Here is a 24,905-nt window from a genome sequence, read left to right as displayed (position 1 = left end):
GGAAGGCCGACCGGGGATTGGCCGCACCGACAATAGAAGGGGGAAAACTGACAATGGACGCAGAAAGGGCAATCGCTGAGCTCGGCGTGCTGATTTATCCCGGCGCGCAGATGGCGGCGGTGCATGGGCTGACGGACTTGTTCGGGGTGGCCAACCGGATTGCCGCCGAGCATCAGGCCACGCAGTTGCCGCTGCTGCGGGTCAGCCATTGGCAGGTTGATGGCGAGCAGACGCCCGAGCGGGTTTACGACAGTCATCCGGGGCCCGACCGCCCATTGGTGGCGGTGTTGATTCCGCCGTCGATTGCCGGATTTTCCGAAGGCCAGGCACCCCAGGCGTTGATCCGCTGGATGCGTCAGCAACATGCACAAGGCGCGACCCTCGGTGGGGTCTGCGTCGGTTCGATTCTGCTGGCGGAAAGTGGCTTGCTCGATGGCCGCAGCGCCACCACCCACTGGACCTCGGCCAAAACCTTCGCCGAGCGTTACCCGGCGATCAACCTCAAGGCCGATACCCCGATTGTCGACGACGGCGACCTGATCACCACCGCCGGGCTGATGGCCTGGTCCGAGCTGGGCTTGCGCCTGGTGGACCGTCTGCTCGGCCCGAGTATCGCCACCGGCACCGCGCGTTTCCTGGTGGTGGAACACAGCGACAGCGCGAGTGAATGCGGCAGCAATTTTTCACCGATTCTCAGCCATGGCGATGCGTCGATTCTCAAGGTTCAGCATTGGCTGCAAAGCACCGGGGCTACTGATGTGTCGTTGACGGCGATGGCTGAGCGGGCAGGGCTGGAAGAACGCACGTTCCTGCGCCGATTCCGCGCGGCGACCGGGTTGAAACCCACCGAATACTGCCAGCACCTGCGGGTCGGCAAGGCGCGGGAAATGCTCGAGTTCACCAACGGCACCATCGATCACATTGCGTGGACCGTGGGTTATCAGGACCCGGGGGCGTTCCGGGCGACGTTCAAGAAAATCACCGGGCTGGCGCCGAGTGATTACCGGTCACGGTTTGGCGTGATGCCCTCCGCTGCAACCCGATTGGCTTAGTGCGCCAAACCCCCTGTGGGAGTGAGCCTGCTTGCGATGAGGCCATAACATTCAACATTGATGGCGCCTGACAGACCGCTATCGCGAGCAGGCTCACTCCCACATTGGCTCTGTACAAGGCTTGGATCGTGCAAATTGCAGGGAACGAGAGGGGCTTCGTGCAGAATAAAACAGGCTTAGTGCCATTGCCCTCTCATCAACTACCTGATTCGAAAGTCGTTTCTATACAGCCCGCAATGGCTTGATCTCTGCACCCCTTCAACTACATTCATCAAACGCAGATTGAAGGGGGACGCATGACCCCAACAAATCGCAAGAAGCTGGTGGTCGCCCACTCGGTCCGCTCCGAGGCGCCCCTGCACGAAGTCGAGACCAATCGCGCGCTGGCCCGTTGGCTGGCGCAAATCCTCGGGCTCAAGTTCGGCGGCAGTTACGACCCCGAACTTCACAACGGGCGGGATCTTTATCTGTTGCCGACCCAGACCCTGGTGGGCGTCGCTGCCGCCCGGGCACTAGGCGTCAAGGGCCCCGAAGATTTGTGGGGCGGTTACGTCGACCACGATTTCATCTGCACCAAAGCCATTAGCCACGGATTGCGCAACAAGACTGCGCAGGCCCCGGAAGGCTGGTCTGCGCTGTTTTCCGAACGGGTGCGCAACGTCGTGCTTGATGGCCTCAGCGTGTTCTCGCTCGACGATGCGCGACCGGCGGCGGAGCATTTGCTCTGCGCCGGCCCTATTCGCATCAAACCGATTCATGCCTGCGCCGGACGTGGACAGGAAGTGATCAAAAACCTCGACCAGTTCGACGCCGTTCTGGCTCGCCCGGATGCCAAGGCACTGTTCACCGAAGGCGTGGTGCTCGAGCAGGATCTCGACAAAGTGATCACCCACAGCGTCGGCCAGAGCTTTATGGGCGGCAAGGTGCTGAGCTATTGCGGTGATCAATACTTGACCGAAGACGGTCGAGGCGAGCAGGTTTATGGAGGTTCCAATCTGCTGGTGGTGCAGGGTGATTACGACGAGCTGCTAAAACTGGATCTGCCCGACGATGTGCGACTGGCGATCCAGCAGGCGCAAGTGTTCGACAGTGCAGCGGACGAAGCCTATCCCGGTTTCTACGCCTCGCGCCGCAACTACGACATCGCCCAAGGCCTGGACAGCAATGGCCAACAGCGCAGCGGCGTGCTCGAACAATCCTGGCGCATGGGCGGTGCCAGCAGCGCCGAAGTGGCCGCGTTGCAGAGTTTCGTCAACGACCCGGGGATGCGCGCGATTCGCGTATCTTCGGTAGAAACCTACATCGATCAACCGCTGCCGGCGGACGCCATCGAGGTGTACCGCGGGCCGGCGGAAAACAGTGAATTTCTTCTCAAGTACGTAACGGTCAAATCCTATGACGGCTAGAAGCGAAACCATTCAGATCGACATCGACGATGAACAGATGAGCGGGACTTTTCTCAGCCCCAAATCGAAAGTCCCCGGCGTGTTGTTTGTGCACGGTTGGGGCGGCAGCCAGGAGCGGGACCTGGAACGGGCCAAAGGCATCGCCGGTTTGGGCTGCGTGTGCCTGACGTTCGACTTGCGCGGGCACACCGGCGGCACCGGCATCCCGCTCACTCGCGTAACGCGTGATGACAACCTGCGTGATCTGCTGGCGGCGTACGACCGCTTGCTCGCCCACCCGGCGCTCGACACCTCCGCGATTGCGGTGGTCGGCACCAGCTACGGCGGTTATCTGGCCTCGATCCTGACCTCGTTGCGCCCGGTGCGCTGGCTGGCGCTGCGGGTGCCAGCGCTGTATCGCGACGATGAATGGCACACGCCCAAGCGTGAACTGGACAAGGCGGATTTACGCGATTACCGAAATACGCTGGTGCGCGCGGACAGCAATCGCGCGCTGCATGCCTGTTCGCAATTCACCGGGGATGTGCTGCTGGTCGAGTCCGAGACCGACGATTATGTGCCTCACGCGACGATCATGAGCTACCGCGCCGCGTGCCAGCAGACGCATTCGCTGACGCACCGGATTATCGACGGCGCCGATCACGCATTGAGCGAGCCGGTTTCGCAACAGGCGTATACCTCGATTCTGGTGGACTGGATTACCGAGATGGTCGTTGGCGAACGGTTGAGCATTATTCAATCGAAATGAGTGGTGGTCTTGCGGACGCCATCGCGGGCAAGCCCGCTCCCACAGGGTTTTCGGTGGTCATGCTATCTGCGTGACACCGCTGAACCTGTGGGAGCGGGCTTGCCCGCGAAGGCGTCATCCGCCTCGCCAAAAATCTCAGGTAGGTTTCTTCGCGATCCGCAGCGACTTGGCCTTGGCCTCCACCACCAAATACATCACCAACGTAATCAACAACGGCAAAATAAAATAGATCGCCCGATACGCCAGCAACCCCGCCACCAGGCTCCCTCGCGAAGCCTCATGCTGAAGCAACGCCACAAACACCGCTTCCAGTACCCCAAGCCCGGCAGGAATGTGGGTAATCACCCCGGCAATCGCACTGATCAGCAACACGCCCAACACCAACGGATAATCCAGCTTGCTCGGCAGCAGCGTGAATATCACCGCCGCCATCAGCGACCAGTTGAGCGCGCCGAGGGCCAGTTGCAGCACCGCCATGCGCAGGGACGGCAGGTTGATTTCCACCCCGCGTATCGACCATTCCCGACGCTTGGAAAACCGGCACGCCGCCAGATATCCCGCGCTCACCAGCAGCAACAACACCCCCACACCTTGCAATGCATCGCTGCTCAACTTCCAGCCCGGGGGCATTCTGACCAGTCCGCTGCTGAACACTGCGCCGGCAATGACCATGTAGCCGAACCAATTGGTCGCCAGGCTCAGCCCGAGGATTTTCGCGATGTTGCTTTTGCTCACCCCGAGTCGCGAATACAGGCGATAACGCATGGCGATGCCGCCGACCCAGGCACTCAGGTTGAGGTTGAACGCGTAGCTGATGATCCCCACCGGCAAGATCTGCTTCCAGGTCAGGTCCTGACGAATGTAAGTCCGGCCGATCAGGTCAAAGCAGGCGTACACCAGAAAACTCACCAGCGTCAGGCCCGACGCAATGATCAGCGTGCGCACCTTGAAATCGGCCAGGGTGTCGAAGACTTCGTTCCATTCGATGCGCTGGGCGAGCATCGTGAACAGCACGATCAGCGCCAGGAAAAACAGCATCGTCAGCGGTTTCTTCCAGCGGCTCCAACGGGACTTTTTTGCGCTGTCGCCGTGAACCGCCGAGTGCGCTTCAACGTGGCTCATGGTGGTCGCTCCCGGCCGAATGGGTGAAGGGTTTCAGGCGTGGTTTATGCGCCGGCAGCCAACCGGCCCATGCCGGGAAGTGACGCAGGAAGTGAAACACCAGGAAGCCGACAGTCATGTGCCAGATCCGTCCGCGCGGTGACTTGTCCGCTGACATGGCTTTGCAATGGTTATTGCTCAGCACTTCGAGCCGTTCGAACAGATCGTGGTTGAAGGCGCGGTCGCGGATCAGCACATTGGCTTCCAGGTTCATGGACAGGCTCAATGGGTCGAGATTGCTTGAACCGACAGTGCTCCAGTCCTCATCCACCAGCGCGACTTTGCCGTGCAGCGGGCGTTCGCAATACTCGAAGATCTGCACGCCAGACTTGAGCAAATAGTCGTAGGTCATGCGCGCGGCCAGTTTGGCCACCAGCATGTCCGGTTGCCCTTGCAGAATCAGGCGCACGTCGACGCCACGACGAGCGGCGTTGCGGATTTCCCGCAGCAAGCGGTAACCCGGAAAAAAGTAGGCATTGGCGATCACCACGCGGCGCTGGGCACTGCGCAGCACCTGCCGGTAAACCTCTTCGATGTCCGTGCGATGGTCGCCGTTGTCGCGGAACACCAGGCGCACCTGGCCGTCGTGGTCGCTGAACGCCAGTTCCGAGCGCCGTTGCCGGCGGCGTTGCCACCAGTATTTGGCGCGACCCGGGCGGCCACTTTGCAGCAGCGCGAAGTGATGAATGTCGGCCACTGCCGGGCCTTGCACTTCAACGGAGTAATCCTGCTTGGCCTCGGGGCCGAAGTCGGCCAGATGGTCGGCGGAAAAGTTGATCCCGCCGATGAACGCAATCGTGCCGTCCACCACCACGATCTTGCGGTGCAGGCGGCGGAACCAGTTGGTGCGGATGCCCAGACGCTTGGGCGCCGGATCAAATATTTGCAGGCGTACGCCGGCCTGGCTCAATGCAGTGAGATACCCGGTCGTCAACTCGCCGCAGCCAAACCCGTCGAGGCTGGCGGTGACCCGAACGCCGCGTTGAGCGGCCTCGATCAGCACCTGCTGCAGCTCATTGCCGACCTTGTCCTCGAACACAATGAAGGTTTCCAGAAGGATCTCAGTCTTGGCCTGGCGCATGGCCTCGAATACCCGCGGGAAGTAGGCTTCGCCGTTTTCCAGCATTTCCACGAGGTTGTTGCCCTGCCAGCCGTATTCAACATCGACCACGCCGGGTTCACGCACCGGTGGGGTGGCGGGTATGTGATCAACGGTGGCTTTTTCCATTGGTGCACTGCTCATAGCTCGATCTCCACCGATAGCGGTGCGTGGTCGGAAAGGTGTGACCAGGGGCGCGCCGCCAGCACTTGCGGACGGCGGGCCTTGAGGTTGCGCACATAGATGCGGTCCAGGCGTAAGGCCGGCAACCGCGCGGGAAAACTGCGCGCCGGTTTTCCATGGTGTTCAGCGAACACCTCACGCAGACCACAGGGCTTGAGCAAGGCATCGGCCCGTTGGCGCCAATCGTTGAAGTCGCCGGCGACGATCACCGGTGCATCATCTGGCAGGTCTTCAAGGCGTCGCGCCAGCAACTTGAGTTGTTCCGTCCGGTGGGATTCACGCAGCCCCAGATGCACGCAAATCGCGTGCACTTCCCGGCCATCGCCGGGCAGACGCAGCACGCAATGCAGGATGCCGCGGTTCTCATGGCCGCTGATCGAGACGTCGAGGTTTTCATGGCGAGTGATCTGGAATTTCGACAGCAGCGCATTACCGTGATCACCCGCCGGGTACACGGCATTGCGGCCGTAGGCAAATTGCGGCCACAGGGTGTCGGCGAGGAATTCGTACTGCGGCATCGTCGGCCAGTTGGTGTAGCGCTGCGGATGATGCTCGTGGGTGCCGTGGACTTCCTGCAAAAACACCACGTCGGCGGACACGCTACGTACCGCTTCGCGCAATTCCGGCAGGATGAAGCGCCGGTTGAGCGCGGTGAAACCCTTGTGGGTATTGACCGTCAGCACGGTGAAACTGCGCACGGCGGTGATGATGGGTTGCTGTTCGTCAGTGGTGCCGACCGGCTCGGAAATACTCATGACAGTACTCCTTCGGCGACCGGTTCCCCGGGACGGGTGGCGAGGTCTTTGTCGAGATGGAAGTGCTCAAGCAAGCGCCGCGCATCGAAGGGGGCACGGACTTTGATGTCGTTGTCGAAATAGCAGAACACTTCGCGGGACTTGCGCGCTTTCGGCTTCTGCCGAGGAGCGATCAGCTGCGGATCCGTCGGTTGCTGGCCGTGGTTCCAGGCTTCGATCCGCTCACCCCAGCGTTCCAGCGCCTCGGGGGTGTAACCGCTGGCGTAGAGCTCTTCCGCGCCGTGCAGGCGCAGGTAAACGAAATCACTGGTGACGTCTTCGCGGTACGGCCATTTACCGGCGGTGTCGGCGATGACCAGGGCAACGTTGTAGCGCTTGAGCAGGCGCACGAACGACGGATCAACAAAGGTCTCGTTCCTGATTTCAACGGCGTGGCGCAGCGGCTTTTTCTGGTAAGCCTTCAGGCTGGCGGGGCCGTGCAGGTGCGAATCGTGCTGACGGGCGAGGGCGGCCGCTTGTTGGGTGTCGTGGGGTAGTTGCTCGAGGAAGCTTTCGAACAGCTCGACGTCGAATTTGAAATTGGGCGGGAACTGCCAGAGGATCGGGCCGAGTTTTTCCTTGAGCTCCAGGATCCCGGAGGCAAAGAAATTCGCCAGCGGCTTGTGAATGTCCCGCAGGCGTTTGATGTGGGTGATGAAGCGTGGGGCTTTGACGCTGAACACGAAGTCCGCCGGGGTTTCGGCGTACCACTGGGCATAACGTTCAGGCCGTTGCAGGGCGTAAAACGATCCATTGATTTCGATGCTGTTGACCGCCCGTGACGCGAATTGCAATTCGCGCTTCTGGGTCAGCCCCTTCGGGTAGAAACCTCCCCGCCAGGGCGTGTAGCGCCAGCCTGAAATACCAATGTGAATCGCCGCCATGTCGCCTCCCGTCTAATGGTCCTCGGTTGCCCCGTCTTTTGATGACCGTGGGGCAACAGAGAAAGTTTCGACGGGGCTACGGACGGTTCGCGTTCCAGGAAACTACACCGACCTACTGTAGGAGTGAGCCTGCTCGCGATAGCGGTCTGTCAGCCACATTGATGCAATATGTACCGCCGCCATCGCGAGCAGGCTCGCTCCTACAGGGGTTTAGTGACTGGCGACGATGCGGGTTGAGCCTTCGGAATAGACCGGGCCGAGGCGATCAAGACGCCCACTCCACGCCGTCAGCGCCAGCGCCACCAACACCACCAGCCCGCCAATCCACGCCGTGTGGATCAGGCCCAAATGAGCAACGATCAAGCCACCGCCCCACGCGCCACCGGCGATGCCAAGGTTGAAGGCCGCGATGTTCAGCCCCGACGCCACGTCCACCGCATGCGGGGTGTAATGTTCGGCCTGACGCACCACATACACTTGCAGCCCCGGCACGTTGCCGAACGCAACCGCGCCCCAGACCAGTACAGTGGCCAGCGCCAGCCACGGGTTACCGGCGGTGAAGGTCAGCACGAAAAGCACAGCAGCGAGCAAGGCGAAGATGATTTTCAGCGCGCTGATCGGGCCGCGTTTGTCCGCCAGTTTGCCGCCCCAGATATTGCCGACAGCTACCGAGATACCGTAGACCAGCAATACCAGGCTGACGGTGCCGGCGCTGAAGCCGGAAATGTCCTGAAGAATCGGCGCCAGGAAGGTGAAGGCGATGAACGAACCGCCGTAGCCGACCGCAGTCATGGCGTACACCAGCAGCAGGCGAGGTTGCTTGAGCACCTGCAATTGCTGCAACAGCGAAGCAGGTTTGCTGTGGGCGATGTTTTTCGGCACATAAAGCAGGCTGCCGATAAAGGCGATCACGCCCAGCGCAGACACGGCGAGGAAGGTTTCACGCCAGCCGAAATGCTGACCAATGAACGTCCCCAGCGGCACGCCGGTGACCAGCGCCACGGTCAGGCCGGTGAACATGATCGCAATGGCACTGGCAGCTTTCTCCTTCGGCACCAGGCTGGTGGCGATGGTCGAGCCAATCGAGAAAAACACCCCGTGAGCCAGGCCTGTAACGATCCGCGCCAGGATCAGCGATTCATAGCTGGGGGCTTTCCACGCCAGCAGGTTGCCAAGGGTGAACAGCACCATCAGCGACAACAGCAGCAATTTGCGCGGGACTTTGCCAGTGAGTGCGGTCAGCACCGGGGCGCCAATGGCAACGCCCAGGGCGTAGAGGCTGACCAACAGGCCGGCGGACGGCAGGCTGACGCCGAGGTCGGCGCCGATGGTGGGTAACAGGCCAACGATGACGAACTCGGTCGTCCCGATGGCGAAGGCGCTGAGGGTCAGCGCGAGCAAAGCAATGGGCATGACTGCAACTCCGGGATTGATTGATGGAGCGCAGTGTCGGGGTTTGGGTTGTGCGGAAAAATAGAGGGGCGGGCATTTGATATTTGCGTTCAGGTCAAATATCTCGCAGGCAAATGAAACCCTGTGGCGAGGGAGCTTGCTCCCGCTCGGCTGCGCAGCAGTCGCAAAGCCATACAGCGCGGTGTACCTGGAGAGCTCGGGTTTGCATGTTTTTGGGGGCGCTTCGCACCCCAGCGGGAGCAAGCTCCCTCGCCACAGGGGGATGTGCTGGCTGTTATCTCACGGGCAAAACCGAACTTGCCCGCCATTTGCCGATCAGTTCCTTACAGACCCTTCCCAAGGAGCTTCCCGTTTTGCTCAAGTTCAAGACCGCGATACTACTGGGGGCGCTGCTGTTTCTGGGCAGCAACGAATTGGAAGCCGCCGCGCTGCCGGGTGTTCCCGCTGCTGCCGAGGAACCCGCTGCGCCGGAACCACTGGTCCAGGGCGGTCTGCTCGGGGCCATCAGTTCCAGCATCGACGACGTCCAGGACAAGCTCGACCTTAACGAAAACCTGGTCGACGCCTGGCGCCTGCGGGCCGATCGGGCGGCGGATGAGGTGGACAAACTGGTCAATCGACCCTCGAGCCGTTCAGGCTGGAGCGTGATCGGCGACTTCCTGATGTTGTCCGGCGTCTGGCTCGGCACCTTTGCCTTGCTCACGGTGCTCGGCGGGATCCTCGCCAAACGCTTGAACCAGGGCCGCTGGCTAAGCACCCGCCAACGCAGTCAGGATTTGCTCAATTATGTGTTGCCTTACACGCTACCGGCCTTGGTCTGTCTGCCGCTAACCCTCTACGTCAGCCATTTCCTGCCCGCCTCGGTGGGCCGCGCGCTGGCGCTGTGTTTCGCCTACGCCACCAGCAGCGGTATTTTCTCGACCTCGATGCTGCTCTGCGTAATCGTCATGTTCAACACCGGCCACAAGCGGACGGCGGTGCAGATCATCCGCGATTTCTGCCCACGACCGCTGTTCCTGATCGGCTTCCTCGCCGCGCTCAGCGATGCGTTGACCAGCCCGCAAATCGCCCGACAACTGGGCGGCAACATCACCAGCAGCGTTGCAGTGCTGACCGGTTTTTTCGTTTCGATCATCTTCGGATTACTGGTGATTCGTCTAAGGCGTCCGGTGGCGCATCTGATCCGTAACCGGCCGCTGGCCCAGCGCCTCAAACAGCCGTCGCTGCAGGAATCCCTGCGGATCTTTTCCGGGCTCTGGTACTGGCCGATCCTGCTGATGGTGATGGTCTCGGCGATCAACCTGCTCGGCGTCGGCGAGGACAATCAGAAAGCCCTGCGCTGTGCGTTGTTCACCACCATCCTGCTGATCGCCACGGTGTTTCTCAGCACGATTTTCCAGCACATGTTCAAGTCCCGTCAGGTCACAGCAATCCAGCACAGCAGCGCCTACAAGGAGCGTTTCCTCAGTCTGCTGCATGCGTTGCTGCGGATCGTCATGGCCGTCGCCTTCATCGAAATCCTTGGGCGGATCTGGGGTGTGTCGCTGTTCGAATTCGCCGAGCGCAACTCGGTGGGCCGGGCGCTCAGTGAGGCGTTGAGCAGCATGGGTCTGATCTTTTTGGTGACCTGGTTGTTGTGGGTTGTGCTGGATACGGCAATCCAGGAAGCGCTGAAACCGCCGCTCAACAAACGCACGACGCAGCCCAGCACGCGGGTCAAAACCATCCTGCCGCTGCTGCGCAACGCGATCAAAATCATCCTGGTGGTAATTTGCGCGATCACGACCATGGCCAATCTCGGGATCAACGTCGCGCCGTTGCTGGCCGGTGCCGGGGTGGTCGGTCTGGCCATCGGTTTCGGTTCGCAGCAACTGGTGCAGGATGTGATCACCGGGTTGTTCATCATCATCGAAGACACCCTGTCGATCGGCGACTGGGTGGTGCTCGACTCCGGCCACGCCGGCACGGTCGAGGGCCTGACCATCCGCACCTTGCGCCTGCGTGACGGCAAGGGTTTTGTGCACTCGGTGCCGTTCGGTCAGATCAAGGCTGTGACCAACCAATCGCGGCAGTTCGCGTATGCGTTTTTCTCGGTGCAGTTCACTTACGACACCGATGTCGACAAGGCGATCGAGTTGATCCGTGAAGCGGGGGATTCGATTCGTGATGACGCGTTTCTCAAGTACAACCTGCAAGGGCCGCTGGACGTGTTTGGCGTCGACAAAATGGACCTCAACGGCGTGGTGCTGACGGCGCAGTTCCGCACGGTGTCGGGTGGGCAATATGCGGTGAGCCGGGCGTTTAACCAGCGCTTGAAAAAGCTTGTGGATAACAGCCCGTGGGTGCATTTCGCGCAGACTTATCCACAGCAGGTTTTGATGCCGAGGCAGGCGATGGCCGGGCAGGAAGAGGAAGGCCCGGCGCCGGAGAATTCGCCGGTGTTGTTGCCGGATCAGCCTCGACCTCAATGATTTTGTGGTGTCTGGGCTGGCCTCATCGCGGGCAAGCCCGCTCCCACAGTTAATCGGTGTCTGAACAAAATTTGATAACCGACGCAAATCCCTGTGGGAGCGGCGGTGCGACGATTCGACTTGCCCGCGATGAGGCCCGCCCAGACACCATCAATGCCGGATCAGTTTGTTGTGCAGTTCGGCAGTCGATTGCTGATCCAGCTCCACCCAGAAAACCTGCTTGCCCGCGATTTCGGCAGCCGCTGGCAACCCATCCCGATACACCAGCCGATTACTCGCCAACGCCGGCACTTTCGCGCCGGGCAATAGCGTCCCGGCTAGGTTCAACGGATCAACCCCGCACACCGCAATCAGACTCCCGTCATGCGGCCGGCGTCGCACTTCACGCAGCAGCGGAATTGCCTCCGGCAACGCAAACTGCTCCCCGGCCAAACCACTGACAAACCGCCCGCCGCGAATCTCTCCCCGGGCCTCCAGCCGATGGAACGTGCGCAGCAATTCCCGCCAGCTCGGCAACCAATCCGCTTCCCGTTCCAGCAAGCGCCAGAACACCACGCCATAGCGCCTCAGCAAGGTCATGGCGATGTGTTCCAGGGTGTCACTCGGCGTCGGCGCCGGTCGTTTGTTATCCACAACCGGCGCGGCGGGACCGCGTCGCAACAAAGCCCAGCGCCCGGCATCGTCCATCCCGCCGACAAACGCCCCACGGCCACGTCGGCTGCTGCGATTCTGCCGTTTGCTGGCCGGCGTAATCAGCGCTCGCAGGCCGGCGAAACTGTCAGCGTTTACCAGGCCAGCGCCGACCAGTTCCTGCAAGGCAATTTCCAACTCGGCGCGCAGCAGATGCGCCTCGTGAATCAGCTCATCGAAAAACAGCGCGCCGTGTTGGCTGAGTGCTTCGTAAACCTTTTGCGTCTTGGGCGACAGTTCGCAGACCGGGGTCTGCTCGGTCAGGCTGCTCCACAACCCGACCTGACTGCGCGGCAGCAACAGAATCGGCGTGCTGCGCAACGCTGTGCCGGCGCTTTTGTTGCGCGCCGTCAGACGAGTCCAGACCAGTTTGCCGCTGCGGCATAAATCATCCAGCCAACTCGCCGAATAGCCTTTGATGCGCATCGGCAGAATGTCGCTGTCCCAGGCGGAAGCGGCGGCGGGGTAGCCTTCGAATTGAGCGACGATGGCTGGCAACACCGCGCTGCCCTGTCCTTGAGTCGCGGCGGACAGATGTTGCCAGTCGAACAGAAATCGCATGAAATCCTGCAACGCCACCGGCTCGATTTCCCGCCGCAGACGCTTGACCGTGTAGCGATGAATCCGCGCCAGCAGATGCCGTTCGCACCATTCATCCTCGCTGGCGCCCGGAGTGAATTGTCCGCGCAGCACATAACCTTCGCGCTCCAGTTGTGCCAAGGCTTGGGTGACTTCAATGGCCGGCAACCCCAACGGTTCGGCAATCGCTTGCAACGGCAGTGGCCCAAACGCGCTGAGCCGCGCACGAATCACTTCCAGCAGCGCTTCATCGGGCTCCCAGACTTCATCGAACCCAGGCAGCGCTTCCATCGGTGGATGCAAAGTCGCCTGTGGATAAGCCGCGCGCAGGCAGGTCAAGCGCTCCAGCGCCAGCCACAGTGATTGCTCGGCATTGATCTGCAAACAGCTGGCGCGGCCGCTATCAGCGAGGGCGTTCAGCCAGTCCAGCCAATGCGCATTGGCCTGCGCCTCGGCATCGGTGATGCACGTCAGGCTCATCAAGGCCTCGTGCATTTCATCGACACTCGTGGGGGCTGGCCAGGCTTCGTCGCGTACCGCTTGAATCGCCTCGGCATCCAGCGCTCCGAGGTCGTCGGTGGACTGCGGGTCGGTCCAGCGCCGGTTGAGCACCGCTTGCGTACGGCGTTCCTCCAGCGGCGCATCGTCGAGAAAGGTGTAGGGGCGGGCGCTGAGGATTTCAGCTGCCAGTGGCGAAGGCGCCGGCAAATCGCGGCTGATCAGCCGGACTTCACCACGTTCCATGCGCCGCAACAATGCCAGCCAGCCTTCGCTGTCCATGGCCTCGTGCAGGCAATCGTCGAGGGTTTGTTCCACCAGCGGGTGCTCGGGTATTTCACGTTCGCCGGCGAGGTTTTCCACGCAGGCGATCTGATCAGGAAACACGCTGGCGATCAGGTCTTCGCTTTTCATGCGCTGGATCTGCGGCGCGACTTTGCGCCCGCCGGTGTAACGCGGCAACGCCAGCGCGACCCCGGCGTTCCAGCGCCAGCGCACGCCGAATAGCGGCGCATCGAGGATTGCCTGGATCAGCAAGTGCTCGGCCGTGTTGCTGTGCACGTAGCGCCAAACGTCGTCGAGTTCGAAGCTGTGGCTGGTGGACAGTGACAGCACGATCGCGTCTTCGCTGGCGGCGGCCTGCAATTCGAAGTTGAAGGTGCGACAGAAACGCTTGCGTAAGGCCAGGCCCCAGGCGCGGTTGATGCGACTGCCGAACGGCGTGTGGATGATCAGTTGCGTGCCGCCGGACTCGTCGAAAAACCGCTCCATCAGCAGCGTGTCTTGCGACGGCAGGGCGCCGAGGGTCAGACGTGCCCGGGCCAGGTAATCCACCAGCTGCTCGGCGCTCGCCAGGTTCAGGCCGAGGGTGTCGGTCAGCCAGTCGATGGCCGGCTGCAAGTTGCCCGGTGTGGCGCCGAGCAGGTCGTCGAGCTGCGCTTGCAGGCGCGCCACGGCGAACGACAATTCAGCGCTGCGACCGGGTGCTTCACCGAGCCAGAACGGAATGGTCGGCGGCTGGCCCTGAGCGTCTTCGACCCGGACCTTGCCGGTTTCGACGCGCAGGATTCGGTACGACGTATTGCCCAACTGGAAGATATCCCCGGTGATGCTTTCGACTGCGAAGTCTTCGTTGACGCTGCCGATGTTCAGGCCTTGAGGTTGCAGTAAAACACTGTAATCGGCGTTGTCCGGAATCGTTCCGCCGCTGGTCACGGCCGTCAGTTTGCTGCCCCGACGACCGCGCAATGTGCGGGTCACTGCGTCCCGGTGCAGGTAAGCGCTACGGATGCCCTGCCGACCGTTGTAGCCCTCGGCGAGCATGTGCAGCAGCGCCTGGTAATGTTTTTCGTCGAGTTCGGCGTAGGGCGAGGCTTTGCGGAACATCTCCAGCAACGCCCGCTCCTGCCATTCCTGGCAGCTGACCTCGGCGATGATCTGCTGCGCCAAAACATCCAGCGGCGCCTTGGGAATCTGCAAGGTGTCGAGTTCGCCACGACGCACGCAGTCGAGCAGGGCGGTGCATTCGATCAGGTCATCGCGGGTGGTGGCGAACAAACGGCCCTTGGGCGTGCCGCCGACCTGGTGCCCGGAGCGGCCGACCCGTTGCAGAAAACCGGCAATCGAGCGCGGCGAGGCGATCTGGCACACCAGGTCGACGTCGCCGATATCAATCCCCAGCTCCAGCGAGGCGGTGGCGATCAACACTTGCAGGTCGCCGCGCTTGAGCCGCTGTTCGGCGTCGAGGCGAAACTCCTTGGCCAGGCTGCCGTGGTGCGCGGCGACGGCTTCTTTGCCGAGGCGTTCGCTCAAATGCCGGCTCAGGCGTTCGGCCAGGCGCCGGGTGTTGACGAAAATCAGCGTGGTACGGTGTTCGCGGGCAAGGGCGGCGAGCCTGTCGTAGACCAGTTCCCAGACGTCGCTGGCCATCACCGCCGACAGCGGCACTGGCGGCACTTCAATGTCCAGATCCCGCGGGCGGGCGTGGCCGATGTCGATGATTTCGCACTGGCGATCACGACCAACGAGGAAGCGCGAGACCGCTTCGATGGGTTTTTGCGTGGCGGACAGGCCGATGCGCATCAGCGGGACGGCGCACAGCGCCTGCAAACGTTCGAGGCTCAGGGCCAAGTGGCTGCCGCGTTTGCTGGCGGCGATGGCGTGGATTTCGTCGACGATCACCGTGCGCGTGGTGCCGAGCATCTGCCGGCCGGAGTCGGAGCCGAGCAGCACGTAAAGGGATTCCGGGGTGGTCACCAGAATGTGCGGCGCATTTCGGCGCATGGCCGAGCGGTCTTTCTGCGGTGTATCGCCGGTGCGCACGGCGGTGTTGATCTGCAATTCGGGCAGGCCCATGGCGCGCAATTGCTCGGTGATGCCGGCCAGCGGGGTTTGCAGGTTGATCTGGATGTCGTTGGACAGGGCTTTGAGCGGTGAGACGTAGACCACCAGGGTTTCGTCGGGTAGATGGCCGCCGTAGTCCAGACCTCGGTGGACCAAATCGTCGATGACGGCAAGGAAGGCCGTAAGGGTCTTGCCGGACCCGGTGGGCGCGGCGATCAGGGTCGAGCGGTGCTGGCGGATCAACGGCCACGCCCGGGCCTGGGCGGCGGTGACCGTCGGGAACGTGTTGCTGAACCAGGCGCTGACGGCGGGGTGGAAGCCTGCCAGGGCCGCGTCCGTGGGGATGGGCAGATTCATGGGGTAATTTATGCGGGTGGGGATGGGAAGTTGCAAGTACCGCTTGAGACCTTCGCCAGTCTTCAGGGCCTCATCGCGGGCAAGCCCGCTCCCACACGTTCTCTGTTGTTCTCAAGTATTGCATTCACAGAAGCCCTCTGTGGGAGCGGGCTTGCCCGCGATGAGGCCAGTAGCAGCGCCACAAATCCCGCAGATCTACACTTTACGGATGACGGTTGCGCACTAAACCCGCAAAATGCAACGATTCCGGCAACTAACAACGATATCGCCCGTGGGCGCTGTCGATAAAGCCATCGTTCCAATCAGACTGGGCCTGCTGACTCTATGCGAATGCGCCTTATGTTACTGGGCGGCGGAAATGCCCTTGGGCAGGCGCTGATTCGCCTCGGTGCTGAGGAAGACATCGGTTTCCTCGCCCCCCGCCCACCGCAAGACGGCTGGGATGCCGCGAGCCTGACGCAACTGCTCGACGACACGCGTCCGGATGCGTTGATCAACCTCGCCTATTACTTCGACTGGTTTCAGGCGGAAACGGTCAGCGAGCAGCGTCTGGCCGGGCAGGAGCGGGCAGTCGAGCGTCTGGCCGAACTGTGCCAGCATCACAACATCGTTCTGCTGCAACCGTCGAGCTATCGCGTGTTCGACGGCTCCCGGGCGACCGCTTACAGCGAAAAAGACGAACCGGTGCCGCTGGGCCTGCGTGGTCAGGCCTTGTGGCGGATCGAACAAAGCGTGCGCGCCACCTGCCCGCAACATGTGCTGCTGCGATTCGGCTGGCTGCTCGATGACAGCCCCGACGGCACCCTCGGGCGTTTCCTCGGTCGCGCCGAGCAACCTGAAGAGCTGCTGCTGGCCGACGACCGCCGGGGCAACCCGACACCGGTCGACGACGCGGCGCGGGTGATCATTTCGGTGCTCAAACAACTCGATTGTGCGGCGCCGCTGTGGGGCACCTATCATTACGCCGGGCATGAGGCGACGACGCCGCTGGCGCTGGGTCAGGCGATTCTGACCGAAGCACGCAGCCTGCATCCGCTGGCCATCGAAGCGCCGACCGCCCAGGCTCACGCCGCGCGCCCGGACGCCGCCGAAGAGCCGCAACACGCGGTGCTGGCCTGCAAGAAAATTCTGCACACTTTCGGGATCAAGCCCCGCGCCTGGCGCGCGGCACTCCCGGGCTTACTGGATAGGTTTTATCGCCATGGCTGACGGCCCTGTTTTAATCACCGGCGGCGCCGGTTTTATCGGCTCGCACTTGACCGATGCCTTGCTCGCCAAGGGTCATTCGGTACGCATTCTCGATGACCTGTCCACCGGCAAACGCAGCAACCTGCCGCTGGACAATCCCAAGGTCGAACTGATTGTAGGCGACGTCGCCGATGCTGTGCTGGTGGCGCAGGCGATGGTCGGCTGCAGCGCCGTGGCGCATCTGGCGGCGGTGGCGTCGGTGCAGGCCTCGGTGGACGATCCGGTGAAGACTCACCGGAGCAATTTCATCGGTTCGCTGAACGTCTGCGAAGCCATGCGTCAGGCCGGCGTCAAGCGAGTGCTTTACGCGTCCAGCGCGGCGGTCTACGGCAACAATGGCGAAGGTGAGTCGATCGACGAAGATACACCGAAGGCCCCGTTGACGCCGTATGCGTCGGACAAGTTGGCCAGCGAGTATTACTTCGATTTCTACCGTCGCCAGCATGAGTTGGAACCGGTGATTTTCCGCTTCTTCAACATTTTCGGCCCGCGTCAGGATCCGTCCTCGCCGTACTCCGGCGTGATCAGTATTTTCAGCGAGCGTGCGCAGAAAGGCTTGCCGATCACCGTGTTTGGCGATGGCGAGCAGACCCGCGATTTTGTGTACGTCGAGGATCTGGTGGACTTGCTGGTGCAAGCCATCGAGCAACCGCAGGTCGAAGTCGGCGCGGTCAATGTCGGCTGGAACCAGGCGACATCCCTCAAGCAAATGCTTGAAGCGTTGCAAGCGGTGGTCGGTCAATTGCCACCGGTGAGCTATGGCCCGGCGCGATCTGGTGACATCCGCCACTCGCGGGCGAACAACCGGCGGTTGCTGGAGCGCTTTACCTATCCGGAGCAGACACCGATGAGTGTCGGGCTGGCGCGGTTGTTAGGACGCTGATGATCGTTCCCACGCTCTGCGTGGGAATGCCTCAAGACGCTCCGCGTCCGCTCTTGAGACGCAGAGCGTCTCTGGCTGCATTCCCACGCAGAGCGTGGGAACGATCAGCTTCAGTCAGGTTGTCAGAATTTGTAGCCCAATCCAACCATGTAGATGAACGGATCAACATCCACATCGACCTTGGCCCGAGTGCCCGGAGCCACGGCGTTGTTTTCCACGGTCGCCGTGGTGTCGATGTCGATGTAGCGCACTTGGGCGTTGATCATCACGTTGTCGGTCAGCATGTAGTCAGCGCCGACCTGAAACGCCATGCCCCAAGAGTTATCCGCCTTGAAATTGCTGAAGCCGTTGGCCTGCGCTTCGCTGCCGACGTGCTCGTCGTAGATCCAGGTGTAGTTGATGCCCGCGCCGACATACGGCTGGAACGCGGACTTCCCGTCCAGTGGGTAGTACACAACGCTCAAGGTCGGCGGCAGGTGTTTCAGGGTGCCGAGTTTACCGTTGGCTGCGCCGAGGGCGGTGCCTTTGAGCTTCACGTCATGCTCGAACGGCGAGGCGGCCAGCAGCTCGATCCCCCAGTGGCTGTCGATCATGTAGGCGAAGTTCAGGCCCAACTGCGTGTCGCTGCTCATGGTGGCCTTGCCACCCAGATCGGCGCCGGCCAACGGGCCTTGGTCGACTTTGACGCTGGAGCTGTCGGCTTTCGGGTTGACGGTGATTGCACCGGCACGAACGATGATGTCGCCGGCATCGTGGGCATAGGCGAGCGGGGCTGCAAACGCGAGGGCGAGCAGCGAAGCGCAGAGCGCGGACTTGTGCATGGGGGCTCCAAAGGACGTTAAAAATGTTCGATGTCCAATGGTACTGAGGCGTCTGATACGGTCTTTTGATGCAGCTCAATGAAACAGTGATGGCCCCGGGTTTGTGGGTGTTTTTGAGGGCCTCATCGCTAGCAGGCTAGCTCCCACAGAGGTATGCATTCCAAATGTGGGAGCGAGCCTGCTCGCGATTGCTATCGATCAAACAACACAGAACTGCCGGATTCACTCCGGCAGTTCATACACATAAATTTTGTCCGCCTCCATCTGATACCCCGCATCCGCCAACTCGCTGCTCGACGCTTTCACCTGCAACGCCCCCTCGATCCAGTACGGCTGATACAGCTCATCGAGCTTCACGCCCACTTCGCTTTTCACATGCACGATCTGGTTCGACGGCGGTGGCGGTACATGGATGCAGGCGCCGAAATACGGAACCAGCAAAAACTCCGTGGTGCGACCTTCCTCGCTCACTTCCAGCGGCACGATGTAGCCGGGCAAGCGAATGTTCTGCCCGTCGAGGCTTTTCACCACCGGCGCATTGGGCATGTCTTGCTTGGCGGCCGGCGCAGATTCTGCGGCCAACGCGTCGCTCATCTGCGACAGGTCGTGCAGCGGTGTCATGTTCGGCACTTCCGGTGCGGCGTCCGGCGGGATCATTTCCGACCAGGTCAGGTCTTTCGGCTCGGCCGCCCACAGCGGCAGGGCAACCAGCATCAATAGCGCAAGCAGAGCGCGGGGCATCATTAACGTCCTCATAGTCGGATTGACAGGCCATCGGCCAAAGATTGGCGATACGCGCGCCAGGCCGGCACGCTGCCCATCAGCAACGCGGCGATCAGGATGCCACCGAGCAGCGTCCATTCATATTCACTGGGCCAGGCGAGTGGCAGAAACAAGCCGTAATTGGCTTGCACGTACCCCTGGGCCAAGGCGATGCCCACATACAAAAGACCCAGCCCGGCAATCACGCCGGACAGCGCCAAGGCGAACGCCTCCAGCACCAGCAACGTCGCGATGTGCCACGGCCGGGCGCCGACCGAGCGCAGAATCGCCATCTCGCGACGTCGTTCGTTGAGGCTGGTAAGGATCGCGGTGAGCATGCCGATCAAACCGGTCAGTACCACAAACAGTGAAACCACGAACAAGGCTTTTTCCGCCGTGCTCATCAGACTCCACAGCTCTTGCAGCGCCACGCCGGGCAGGATCGCCAGCATCGGCTCGCCACGGAATTCATTGATTTCACGCTGCACGGCGAAGGTCGAAATCTTGCTGTTGAGGCCCAGCATAAACGCGGTGATCGCTTGCGGCGTCAGGTCCATGTTGCGTGCCTGATCAGCACTGATCCGACCGTTGCCGCGCGCCGGCACGCCGTTGTGCCAGTCGATGTGGATCGCTTCCATGCCGCCGAGGCTGATGTGCAACGTGCGGTCCACCGGGGTGCCGGTGCGCTTGAGAATGCCAACCACGGTGAACGGTTTGTCGTCATGTTTGACCAGGCTGATCACCGCCACGCCGTGGGCCAGCACCAGTTTGTCGCCGAGTTTGTAGTGCAGCGCATCCGCCACTTCGGCACCGAGCACCACTTCGAACGGATCGCTGGCGAAGGCGCGACCTTCGGCCAGTTCCAGGTGTTGTTGATGACCGTATTGGTAGTGCTCGAAGTACGCCTCGGTGGTGCCCATCACGCGATAACCGCGATGGGAATCGCCAAGGGACATCGGGATCGCCCACTTCACTTTCGGGTTGTTGGCGAAGTGTTCGAAACTGTCCCAACGGATGTTGTTGGTGGCGTTGCCGATGCGGAATACCGAGTACAGCAGCAGGTTCACCGAACCCGAGCGGGCGCCGACGATCAGGTCGGTGCCGCTGATGGTGCTGGCGAAACTGGCCTTGGCTTCGGTGCGCACCCGCTCCACGGCCAGCAGCAGGCAGACCGACAGGGCAATGGCGAACGCGGTGAGGATCGCGGTGAAGCGGCGGTTAGCCAGGCTGGCCATGGCTAGACGAAACAAATACATCTCAGACCTCGAACGGAGTGGCGGCGCGATTGAGTTCGGCCAGCGACAGGTGGCGATCGAACAGCGGCGCGAGGCTTTGGTCGTGGCTGACAAACAACAGGCTCGATCCGGCTTCACGGCATTCGGCGAACAGCAGACGGATGAAGTTTTCGCGAGCGTCGTAGTCCAGCGCCGAGGTGGGTTCGTCGGCGATCACCAGCTCCGGCTGACCGATCAACGCGCGCGCGGCGGCGACCCGTTGCTGTTGGCCGATGGACAGCGAGTCGGCACGGCGGCTGAGGATGCTTTCATCCTTCAGGCCCAAGTGGGCGAGGAGGGTGGCTGCGGCCTGGTCGACACTGCCGTGGCGCTGTTTTGCCCGAGCGGCCCGCAGTCTGGAGAAGTGGCAGGGCAGTTCGACGTTCTCGCGCACCGAGAGAAACGGCAGCAAGTTGAACTGCTGGAAGATGTAGCCGGTGTGATCGACGCGAAAGCGGTCACGCGCGCCGGCGCCGAGTTCGGTCAGTTCCTGGCCCAGCAGGCGAATGCTGCCGCGATCGGGCTTCTGCACACCGCCCAGCAGGCCGAGCAGGGTGGTCTTGCCACTGCCGCTCGGGCCTTTGAGGAACAGGGTTTCACCGGGCATCAGGCGAAACGCCGGGATATCCAGCAGCGGCGGGTGACTGGGCCAGCTGAAGCCCAGGTCGGACAGTTCGATGAGTGCTTGGGTCATTTAACCGATTTCATGAGTGTTGATGAACCTGTGGGAGCGGGCTTGCCCGCGAAAGCGGTCTGACAGTCAACAGGTGTGCTGAATGTGACGGCCCCTTCGCGGGCAAGCCCGCTCCCACAGGATCTTTAGTGCATTCAGAACTTCAGAGCGGCAGCCTTGGCCGTCACTTCAACCCCTTGCTGCCCGCTCGGGCTGATCAGTTGTACCTGAATCTTCTGGGTGGCCGGGAAGGTGTTGAAGATGTTCGCCAGGTCCAGGGTTTTCAGTGCACCCGGGGCAGCGCAGGTGAATTGATAGTGGGCGTGGATTTCGCTGTGGTCGTGGTGATGCTCGTCTTTGGCATCTTCATCGTGACCATCGTCAGCGTCTGGCTTGTCACCGAACAACGGGCTTTCCAGTTCCTGGGTTGCAACCACACAACCGGCGGCTTTCGGTAAGTTGAACAGCGTCAGCGGCTTTTCGAGCTGCGCACGGGCAGCGGCGACCTTGGCCTTGTCGGCATCGGAGGTGGCGGCGTGTTCGAAGCCCACCAGGTTCATCGCCGGGCTTTCCAGTTCCAGCTCCAGAGTCTGACCGTCCAGCGCCGCGTTCAGGCGACCGACGCCATGTTCGTGGGCGCCGAGGCTGCCGTGTTCATGGTCGTGATCATGCTCATCAGCAGCGTGGGCGACGGCCAGCGGCAACAGGGCAAACGGCAGAGCGAGAAGCAGACGGCGCATGGCGGGTCTCCGAAGTAAAATGAAGAATTTGTTATGTAATCTTATAACGAAAGTGCGGGGAGTTTGACCGTCTGCTTGGCGTTGTGCAAGTCGCATGGGAGCATGCAAGTCAGAAATGTGCGGGAGCAGACTTATGTTGCGAATTCGCGGAAACATCGGCGACTGGCCGGTGGATTTGACGTTGGAGATGGACGACGGCGATTGGGCGCGGCTCGGCGCGCAGTTGCAGGCGGTCAAGCCTGAGGCCAGTGTCGCCCCGGCCAAACAGGTGAATCAGGATGATGCGCTGTGGCAGGTCGCCAAAGACCTGCTGCGCAAGGCCGGGCAATTGAGCGGGCCGGATTTGCTGGAGCAGCTGGAAGGATTGACCGGCAGCGCGGCATCGGGCAAACGCCTGCTGGTGCGCTTGCGCCATTGCGCTGATGTGAAGGTGGTGAGCGGCGGGGATACGCCGCTCTACAGCTGGATCGAATCGTAGGCCCGAGGATGGCCCCGATCCTGTAGGAGCCGCCCGCAGCAAGCCGGCTCCTACAGATCAATACAACGCAGCAAACAACTTGCGGCGGTAGGTGGTCACCAGCGGGTGATCATTGCCCAGCAGTTCGAACACCTGCAGCAAGGTCTTGTGCGGCAAGCCTTCGCTGTAGCTGCGATTGCGGATGAACAGTTTGAGCAACGCATCCAGCGCGGCGTCGTACTGTTGGCGGGCCAACTGCTGGATTGCCAGTTGATACACCGCTTCATCGTCCTGCGGGTTTTTCGCCAGGCGCGCTTTCAGGTCTGCCGCATCCGGCAAATCCTTGGCCTGGCCCAGGAACTGAATCTGCGCCTTGGCGCCGGCCAGCGCCGCTTTATGCTCGTCGCTTTTCACTGCGTCGAGCACGGTTTGCGCTTCGCCCAGTTCACCCCGTTCAGTCAGGCAACGGGCATAAAGGATCAAGGCGCCGGCGTTGGTGTTGTCTTCGCCCAGCAGCACTTTGAGCGCGGCTTCGGCATCGGCGAAACGACTGTCGTCGAACAAGGCCTGAGCCTGTTCGAATGGATCAGCGGCCGCTGGTGGTGGCATTTGTACGTGAGGCTCGAGCATCGCTCGCACAGCGGATTCCGGTTGCGCACCGGCAAAACCGTCCACCGGCTGACCGTCCTTGAACAACACCACCGTCGGCAGGCTGCGAATGCCGAAACGAGCGACAATGTCTTGTTCGAGATCGCAGTTGACCTTGGCCAGCAGCAATTCGCCCTGATAGCTCTCGGCAATGGTTTGCAGCATCGGCATCAGCACTTTGCAGGGAGCACACCATTCGGCCCAGAAATCCACCAGCACCGGTTTGTGGAAAGAGTTCTCGATCACCGACTGGTCGAAATCGGCGGTCGTGGCGTCGAAGATGTATGGCGTTTCCTGACTCATGGGGGATCTCTTGGAAGCGTGAATGGGGCAACTATACGGCTTGACGGGGGGCGCCCGGAAGCGGGAACACTGATCGTTCCCACGCTCTGCGTGGGAATGCCTCTTGTGACGCTCTGCGTCACGCGGTGGAAAGGGACGCGGAGCGTCCCGGGCTGCATTCCCACGCAGAGCGTGGGAACGATCATGGTCGTGTGGCGTGGTACAGGCTCACATGCCGAAACTCTTCAGGCTCGGCCAGATCCGGCAACGTCATCGCTTCCAGCATCTCAATGCGTTGATAGAGCGGATGCCTGAAATCCCTCACCCGCGAATCCGCCACCAGCGCCTCTTGGCCACGACTCAAAAACTCATCAAGCAACGGCAGATTCGCCCGGTCATACAGAACGTCGGCCACCAGAATCAGATCAAACCGATCCGCCTCGGCGAAAAAGTCCGTCGAGTAATTAAGGTGTACGTCATTGAGTTCAGCATTCGCCCGACACGCCGCAATCGCCAGCGGGTCCAGGTCACAGGCCACCACTTCCAGCGCGCCGGCCTTGACTGCCGCGATCCCCGCCACCCCGGAACCGGCGCCGAAATCCAGCACGCGTTTGCCTTTGACCCACTCAGGGAATTCGGCGAGGTAGCGGGCGACCGCCAGGCCGCTGGCCCAGCAGAAGCTCCAGTACGGAGGCTCATGCAGAATCCGTCGGGTTTCTTCCGGGCTGAATGCGCGGTCCATGTTGTCGCCGTCGATCAGCCAGAGTTTCAGTCCGGTTTCGGGTAATGCGACAGGCACAAGCTGCGCATCACCGAGCAGTTCACCCAACGCCTGTTGCAGGTCGAGCGGTGCAATCATGGCGCTTTGACGAACTGCAGCTGACCCAGGGCCTGAGTCGTTGGCTGGCTAATGACCTGCGATGGCAAATGCAAAATCAACTGACCGGATTGGCTGGCGCGACCACGCAGTTCAACGCGAACACCGGCCGGGAACGATTCCGGGTTGAAGCGCAGGTGAAACGGCAACACTTGATTGGTGCCGATCAGGCTGGAACTGGCGAGCAATTGTTGCGGGCGGTCCTGGGCATCGATCACCAGCAGCGCCAGTTCGACTTCGGCACCGGCCGGCACGCCTTGCAGGGTGCCGCTCAATTCACGCTGATACGCGGGCAGCGGGCCGAGGTTGGCCGATTCCTTGGCCTTTTTCTGCGCCGCCTGTGGGGCAGGGCCCGGCGTCGGCGGCTGGGGCTTGGGCGCATCGCTGCTGCAGGCCACCAGCAGGCTGAAAAGACTGAGCAAGACGAGCGGTCTTAGGGACATTTGCGGCTCCAGCAAGGTGAAATCCATGAATCAGGCATATAGCCCGTCTGTATACCGTAAACCCTATGGCTTGTCTTGCCACGGGGATGCGCTACCATGGCCCTCCCTTTTTTTGTTGC

Annotated in this window: 21 protein-coding genes; 7 read left to right on the top strand and 14 right to left on the bottom strand. The window is 61.6% G+C overall.

Annotation, left to right across the window (positions count from 1 at the left end; translation table 11 throughout):
• Positions 1 to 53 precede the first annotated feature (53 nt).
• The 3 genes from ACYZT8_RS26470 (at position 54) to ACYZT8_RS26460 (ending at position 3,206) form a co-directional block, all read left to right on the top strand.
• Complete coding sequence (locus ACYZT8_RS26470; RefSeq protein WP_461977148.1) at positions 54 to 1,052, top strand: GlxA family transcriptional regulator; 999 nt, start codon at positions 54 to 56, stop codon at positions 1,050 to 1,052.
• 296 nt (positions 1,053 to 1,348) lie between these two features.
• Complete coding sequence (locus ACYZT8_RS26465) at positions 1,349 to 2,458, top strand: DUF3182 family protein (protein WP_461977146.1); 1,110 nt, start codon at positions 1,349 to 1,351, stop codon at positions 2,456 to 2,458.
• Positions 2,448 to 3,206: an alpha/beta hydrolase family protein gene (locus ACYZT8_RS26460; RefSeq protein WP_461977144.1), complete on the top strand. Its 759-nt coding sequence runs from the start codon at positions 2,448 to 2,450 to the stop codon at positions 3,204 to 3,206. The genes ACYZT8_RS26465 and ACYZT8_RS26460 overlap by 11 nt, the downstream gene beginning before the upstream one ends.
• A gap of 135 nt (positions 3,207 to 3,341) precedes the next feature.
• On the opposite strand, the gene ACYZT8_RS26455 is transcribed toward ACYZT8_RS26460, so the two are convergent.
• The 5 genes from ACYZT8_RS26455 to ACYZT8_RS26435 all read right to left on the bottom strand — a co-directional run bounded on the left by ACYZT8_RS26455 (position 3,342) and on the right by ACYZT8_RS26435 (position 8,740).
• Positions 3,342 to 4,328, bottom strand: a complete 987-nt coding sequence (locus tag ACYZT8_RS26455) for a lysylphosphatidylglycerol synthase domain-containing protein (protein ID WP_461977142.1) — start codon at positions 4,326 to 4,328, stop codon at positions 3,342 to 3,344.
• Entirely contained in the window at positions 4,315 to 5,610 is a 1,296-nt protein-coding gene (gene clsB, locus ACYZT8_RS26450; protein ID WP_461977140.1) for a cardiolipin synthase ClsB, read from the bottom strand. The genes ACYZT8_RS26455 and clsB overlap by 14 nt, the downstream gene beginning before the upstream one ends.
• Positions 5,607 to 6,404: an endonuclease/exonuclease/phosphatase family protein gene (locus ACYZT8_RS26445; RefSeq protein WP_461977138.1), complete on the bottom strand. Its 798-nt coding sequence runs from the start codon at positions 6,402 to 6,404 to the stop codon at positions 5,607 to 5,609. Before ACYZT8_RS26445 ends, clsB begins: the two co-directional genes overlap by 4 nt.
• The gene (locus tag ACYZT8_RS26440) at positions 6,401 to 7,327 is read right to left on the bottom strand and encodes a DUF72 domain-containing protein (RefSeq protein WP_461977136.1); all 927 of its coding nucleotides are present in this window, start codon (positions 7,325 to 7,327) and stop codon (positions 6,401 to 6,403) included. Before ACYZT8_RS26440 ends, ACYZT8_RS26445 begins: the two co-directional genes overlap by 4 nt.
• A 210-nt stretch (positions 7,328 to 7,537) precedes the next feature.
• Positions 7,538 to 8,740, bottom strand: coding sequence for an MFS transporter (locus tag ACYZT8_RS26435; RefSeq protein WP_461977134.1), 1,203 nt, complete (start codon positions 8,738 to 8,740; stop codon positions 7,538 to 7,540).
• Positions 8,741 to 9,093: 353 nt separating this feature from the next.
• Between ACYZT8_RS26435 and ACYZT8_RS26430 the strand changes: the two genes are divergently transcribed.
• The gene (locus ACYZT8_RS26430) at positions 9,094 to 11,211 is read left to right on the top strand and encodes a mechanosensitive ion channel family protein (protein ID WP_461977132.1); all 2,118 of its coding nucleotides are present in this window, start codon (positions 9,094 to 9,096) and stop codon (positions 11,209 to 11,211) included.
• Positions 11,212 to 11,361: 150 nt separating this feature from the next.
• Here the strand turns inward: ACYZT8_RS26430 and ACYZT8_RS26425 are convergent, their stop codons facing one another.
• Entirely contained in the window at positions 11,362 to 15,678 is a 4,317-nt protein-coding gene (locus ACYZT8_RS26425) for an Lhr family helicase (RefSeq protein WP_461977130.1), read from the bottom strand.
• Positions 15,679 to 16,002: 324 nt separating this feature from the next.
• On the opposite strand from ACYZT8_RS26425, the gene ACYZT8_RS26420 reads away from it, so the two are divergent.
• Both ACYZT8_RS26420 and ACYZT8_RS26415 read left to right on the top strand, forming a co-directional pair.
• A complete protein-coding gene (locus ACYZT8_RS26420) occupies positions 16,003 to 16,887 on the top strand; it encodes a sugar nucleotide-binding protein (protein ID WP_461977128.1) in 885 nt (294 codons plus the stop codon).
• Positions 16,880 to 17,809: an NAD-dependent epimerase/dehydratase family protein gene (locus tag ACYZT8_RS26415; protein ID WP_461977126.1), complete on the top strand. Its 930-nt coding sequence runs from the start codon at positions 16,880 to 16,882 to the stop codon at positions 17,807 to 17,809. The genes ACYZT8_RS26420 and ACYZT8_RS26415 overlap by 8 nt, the downstream gene beginning before the upstream one ends.
• A gap of 122 nt (positions 17,810 to 17,931) precedes the next feature.
• Here ACYZT8_RS26415 and ACYZT8_RS26410 read toward each other — a convergent pair whose 3' ends face one another.
• From ACYZT8_RS26410 to ACYZT8_RS26390, 5 genes are all read right to left on the bottom strand, one after another.
• The gene (locus ACYZT8_RS26410) at positions 17,932 to 18,630 is read right to left on the bottom strand and encodes an OmpW/AlkL family protein (RefSeq protein ID WP_461977124.1); all 699 of its coding nucleotides are present in this window, start codon (positions 18,628 to 18,630) and stop codon (positions 17,932 to 17,934) included.
• Between the two features lie 222 nt (positions 18,631 to 18,852).
• On the bottom strand, positions 18,853 to 19,371 hold the full coding sequence (locus ACYZT8_RS26405; protein ID WP_461977122.1) for a DUF3299 domain-containing protein: 519 nt from the start codon (positions 19,369 to 19,371) through the stop codon (positions 18,853 to 18,855).
• An 11-nt stretch (positions 19,372 to 19,382) separates the two neighbouring features.
• Positions 19,383 to 20,648, bottom strand: coding sequence for an ABC transporter permease (locus tag ACYZT8_RS26400; protein ID WP_461977120.1), 1,266 nt, complete (start codon positions 20,646 to 20,648; stop codon positions 19,383 to 19,385).
• A gap of 1 nt (position 20,649) precedes the next feature.
• Entirely contained in the window at positions 20,650 to 21,360 is a 711-nt protein-coding gene (locus tag ACYZT8_RS26395) for an ABC transporter ATP-binding protein (protein WP_461977118.1), read from the bottom strand.
• Between the two features lie 134 nt (positions 21,361 to 21,494).
• Positions 21,495 to 22,079 (bottom strand): DUF2796 domain-containing protein, encoded by a 585-nt coding sequence (locus tag ACYZT8_RS26390; RefSeq protein ID WP_461977117.1) that lies wholly within the window; start codon positions 22,077 to 22,079, stop codon positions 21,495 to 21,497.
• A gap of 133 nt (positions 22,080 to 22,212) precedes the next feature.
• Between ACYZT8_RS26390 and ACYZT8_RS26385 the strand changes: the two genes are divergently transcribed.
• Complete coding sequence (locus ACYZT8_RS26385) at positions 22,213 to 22,557, top strand: hypothetical protein (RefSeq protein ID WP_461977115.1); 345 nt, start codon at positions 22,213 to 22,215, stop codon at positions 22,555 to 22,557.
• 57 nt (positions 22,558 to 22,614) lie between these two features.
• On the opposite strand, the gene trxA is transcribed toward ACYZT8_RS26385, so the two are convergent.
• The 3 genes from trxA to ACYZT8_RS26370 form a co-directional block, all read right to left on the bottom strand.
• On the bottom strand, positions 22,615 to 23,487 hold the full coding sequence (gene trxA, locus ACYZT8_RS26380) for a thioredoxin (protein WP_219097484.1): 873 nt from the start codon (positions 23,485 to 23,487) through the stop codon (positions 22,615 to 22,617).
• Positions 23,488 to 23,668: 181 nt separating this feature from the next.
• On the bottom strand, positions 23,669 to 24,325 hold the full coding sequence (locus ACYZT8_RS26375; protein WP_461977112.1) for a class I SAM-dependent methyltransferase: 657 nt from the start codon (positions 24,323 to 24,325) through the stop codon (positions 23,669 to 23,671).
• A complete protein-coding gene (locus ACYZT8_RS26370; protein ID WP_461977110.1) occupies positions 24,322 to 24,786 on the bottom strand; it encodes a YbaY family lipoprotein in 465 nt (154 codons plus the stop codon). Before ACYZT8_RS26370 ends, ACYZT8_RS26375 begins: the two co-directional genes overlap by 4 nt.
• Positions 24,787 to 24,905: the final 119 nt, after the last annotated feature.

The organism is Pseudomonas sp. LB3P93, from assembly GCF_054898025.1.
Note: the sequence above shows the minus strand (reverse complement) of the source record. Positions and strands in the feature narration are given on the sequence as shown.

Coding starts and splice junctions, on each gene's coding strand:
- ACYZT8_RS26385 (WP_461977115.1), top strand. CDS start 22,213: ATGTTGCGAATTCGCGGAAACATCGGCGACTGGCCGGTGGATTTGACG.
- ACYZT8_RS26405 (WP_461977122.1), bottom strand. CDS start 19,371: ATGCCCCGCGCTCTGCTTGCGCTATTGATGCTGGTTGCCCTGCCGCTG.
- ACYZT8_RS26415 (WP_461977126.1), top strand. CDS start 16,880: ATGGCTGACGGCCCTGTTTTAATCACCGGCGGCGCCGGTTTTATCGGC.
- ACYZT8_RS26455 (WP_461977142.1), bottom strand. CDS start 4,328: ATGAGCCACGTTGAAGCGCACTCGGCGGTTCACGGCGACAGCGCAAAA.
- ACYZT8_RS26395 (WP_461977118.1), bottom strand. CDS start 21,360: ATGACCCAAGCACTCATCGAACTGTCCGACCTGGGCTTCAGCTGGCCC.
- ACYZT8_RS26435 (WP_461977134.1), bottom strand. CDS start 8,740: ATGCCCATTGCTTTGCTCGCGCTGACCCTCAGCGCCTTCGCCATCGGG.
- ACYZT8_RS26370 (WP_461977110.1), bottom strand. CDS start 24,786: ATGTCCCTAAGACCGCTCGTCTTGCTCAGTCTTTTCAGCCTGCTGGTG.
- ACYZT8_RS26425 (WP_461977130.1), bottom strand. CDS start 15,678: ATGAATCTGCCCATCCCCACGGACGCGGCCCTGGCAGGCTTCCACCCC.
- trxA (WP_219097484.1), bottom strand. CDS start 23,487: ATGAGTCAGGAAACGCCATACATCTTCGACGCCACGACCGCCGATTTC.
- ACYZT8_RS26400 (WP_461977120.1), bottom strand. CDS start 20,648: ATGTATTTGTTTCGTCTAGCCATGGCCAGCCTGGCTAACCGCCGCTTC.
- ACYZT8_RS26420 (WP_461977128.1), top strand. CDS start 16,003: ATGCGAATGCGCCTTATGTTACTGGGCGGCGGAAATGCCCTTGGGCAG.
- ACYZT8_RS26465 (WP_461977146.1), top strand. CDS start 1,349: ATGACCCCAACAAATCGCAAGAAGCTGGTGGTCGCCCACTCGGTCCGC.
- ACYZT8_RS26440 (WP_461977136.1), bottom strand. CDS start 7,327: ATGGCGGCGATTCACATTGGTATTTCAGGCTGGCGCTACACGCCCTGG.
- ACYZT8_RS26375 (WP_461977112.1), bottom strand. CDS start 24,325: ATGATTGCACCGCTCGACCTGCAACAGGCGTTGGGTGAACTGCTCGGT.
- ACYZT8_RS26410 (WP_461977124.1), bottom strand. CDS start 18,630: ATGCACAAGTCCGCGCTCTGCGCTTCGCTGCTCGCCCTCGCGTTTGCA.
- ACYZT8_RS26460 (WP_461977144.1), top strand. CDS start 2,448: ATGACGGCTAGAAGCGAAACCATTCAGATCGACATCGACGATGAACAG.
- ACYZT8_RS26390 (WP_461977117.1), bottom strand. CDS start 22,079: ATGCGCCGTCTGCTTCTCGCTCTGCCGTTTGCCCTGTTGCCGCTGGCC.
- ACYZT8_RS26445 (WP_461977138.1), bottom strand. CDS start 6,404: ATGAGTATTTCCGAGCCGGTCGGCACCACTGACGAACAGCAACCCATC.
- ACYZT8_RS26470 (WP_461977148.1), top strand. CDS start 54: ATGGACGCAGAAAGGGCAATCGCTGAGCTCGGCGTGCTGATTTATCCC.
- clsB (WP_461977140.1), bottom strand. CDS start 5,610: ATGAGCAGTGCACCAATGGAAAAAGCCACCGTTGATCACATACCCGCC.